The organism is Micromonospora sp. NPDC003776, from assembly GCF_053605645.1.
This window is the reverse complement of sequence record NZ_JBSGJR010000813.1, coordinates 1-2,294: the sequence shown is the minus strand read 5'-3', so window position 1 is coordinate 2,294 and position 2,294 is coordinate 1. Positions and strand designations below refer to the sequence as shown.

Sequence of the window (2,294 nt, the reverse complement as noted above, 5' to 3'; positions counted from 1 at the left end):
CCGGCACCGGAGAGCTCCCGGCAGTCCGACTCGGTCCGCCGCAGGTACGCCTGGAGCACCGCGCCGGTCGACGGGTAGTCCTTGCGCAGCTTGGCGCCGACGCCCTTGGCCGGCCGGTGCTCGACCAGCAGGACCAGCAGGGCCACGATGGAGATCGCCTGGAGAACGATCGCGACCAGCAGCGGCAGGGTCAGCGCGCTGACCGGGCCGACCGGGCCGAGCGCGACCAGCCCGCCGCCGAGCAGCGCGCCGGCGCCGATGGCGAGGCCGATGACGGTGCCGGCCCAGCCCAGGCCGCGCTCGTACTCGGCCTCCGGGTCGGCGGCCAGGGTGGCGTCGACGTACCAGGATTCGAGAGGGCCACTGTCCAGCGCCCGGTAGATGCCCTGCAACGCCCACACCAGGGCGAAGAGCCAGAACGAGTCGGCCACCGCGAAGAGCACCAGGGAGACCAGGCAGACCACCCAGGCGGCGACGAGGACCGGCTTGCGGCCGAGCGCGTCGGCGAAGCCGCCGGTGGGCAGCTCCAGCGCGAGCACCACCAGCCCCTGGGCGGTGGCTACCAGGCCGATCTGGGACAGCGACAGGCCACGCTCCTGCATCAGCAGGATCATCACCGGGATCAGCAGGCCGCTGGGGAGCCAGCGCAGGGCATAGAGGGTGAGGTAGCGGAACCGGACCTGGCGTACGGACAGGGCACTCACGGCTTCTCCTCGGCGGTCGGTGGGGTGATGGGCCGCAGGTCGGCCGGCAGCGGCAGGGCGGCGAGGTAGAGCTGGACCTGCTCAGCGCCGGGCTCGGCCGGGTCGGCCTCCTCGCGGTAGCGGTCGAGGATCTGCCACAGCTCCGCCTTCAGCGCTTCGAGCCGGGCCGACGGGATCGTCATGAAGATGTCGCCCATGCCGAACGCGTCGCGCCAGGCGGGCGACCACTCGTGGCGCACGGCGAACCACCGCTCGGCGATCTCGGCGAACTGCCGCACCTGCTCACCCTCGATCCACTCGATCGCGGCGCGGGCGTCGGGGTCGTCGTCGAAGTCGGTGGGCTCCCAGTTGGTGACGTCGTGTGCGGCCCGCCAGAACCGCTGCCGGCCGGTGCCGAGGTCCGGGTCCTCCGCGACCAGACCGACCTCGGCGAGCTGGCGCAGGTGATAGCTGGTCGCGCCGGTGTTGGTGCCGAGCAGCTCGGCGAGCTTCGTGGCGGTCGCGGGGCCCCGCACCCGCAGCGCGCCGAGCAGCCGGGTGCGCAGGGGGTGCGCCAGGACGCGCACCTGCTGGTGGGAGAGCCGTACCTCCCGTGGCGCCGGACGCGCCCCTTCGTTCTCCATGCTGTGCACAATATCTGTGCACACTTTCTATGCACAAGAGTTCTGCATAGAAAGTGTGCATGATCCGACAGACGACCGGACGGGCGTCAGGCGAGCAGTTCGGTGACCCCGCGCAGGCGGGTACGGAGCAGGCCGGCGGCCCGGGATGAGTCGAGACGTACCTCGGCGGGGCGGTGCACGCCGGCGGCGATCGCCGTGGTGGTCTTCAGGGCGGCCGGGTCGAGGCCGAGGTGCCGGGCCACCAGCAGCCCCAGCTCGGCGCGGCTGACCGGGTCGGGGCCGGCCACGTTGAGCGGGCCGGCGTGGTCCGCGGCCACCAGCTCCAGCACGGCGGCGGCCAGGTCGGTCACGTCGATCGGGCAGCGGACCTCGTCGGTGAAGAGGGTCGCCCGGCCGGCCAGGGCGTCCCGGCAGAGCTGGAGCTGCTTGCTCCCCTCCCCCACGATCAGCGAGGTCCGCACCAGCACCGCGCCCGGGTCGACCGCGCGCACGGCGGTCTCCGCTGCCGCCTTCGCCGCCCCGTACGCGTAGATCGGGGTCGGCACGTCGTCGTCGCGGTACGGCTCCGGGCGGCCGCCGTGCAGAGCGTCGCTGGACAGGTGCACCAGCCGCGCCCCGACCTCGGCGGACGCGTACGCCACGTGGGCCGCCCCGTCCGCCGTGACCGTCCAGTCGTCGTACCGGTAGGGGGTGCTGACGACAGCATCGGGGCGTACCTCGGTCAGCAGCGCGCGCACGGCGGCGCGGTCAGTAACGTCGAGCCGGCGGGCCGCGACGCCGGGCACCGCGACGGCGGCCGAGTGGTACGTGCCGACCACCGACCGCCCGGCGGCGACCGCCTGCCGGCAGACCTCGGCACCGAGGAAGCCGCTGGCTCCCACCACGAGCAGTGTCACGTCGTCCCCCAGACATCGAGAAGGCCCGCGTCGGCGTGACGCGGGCCTGCTCATCGGGATCAGGTCGGGTC

3 protein-coding genes are annotated in these 2,294 nt (G+C 73.4%); all 3 read right to left on the bottom strand.

From position 1 onward, the window contains the following. Positions 1-704, bottom strand: a 704-nt coding sequence (locus ACWEVO_RS35250; protein WP_452311737.1) for an MFS transporter, incomplete at its 3' end; no start/stop codon positions are given. Continuing rightward, positions 701-1,327: an ArsR/SmtB family transcription factor gene (locus ACWEVO_RS35245; protein WP_452311736.1), complete on the bottom strand. Its 627-nt coding sequence runs from the start codon at positions 1,325-1,327 to the stop codon at positions 701-703. The genes ACWEVO_RS35250 and ACWEVO_RS35245, both read right to left, overlap by 4 nt. Before the next feature lie 86 nt (positions 1,328-1,413). Then, positions 1,414-2,223 (bottom strand): sugar nucleotide-binding protein, encoded by an 810-nt coding sequence (locus ACWEVO_RS35240; RefSeq protein ID WP_452311735.1) that lies wholly within the window; start codon positions 2,221-2,223, stop codon positions 1,414-1,416. Positions 2,224-2,294: the final 71 nt, after the last annotated feature.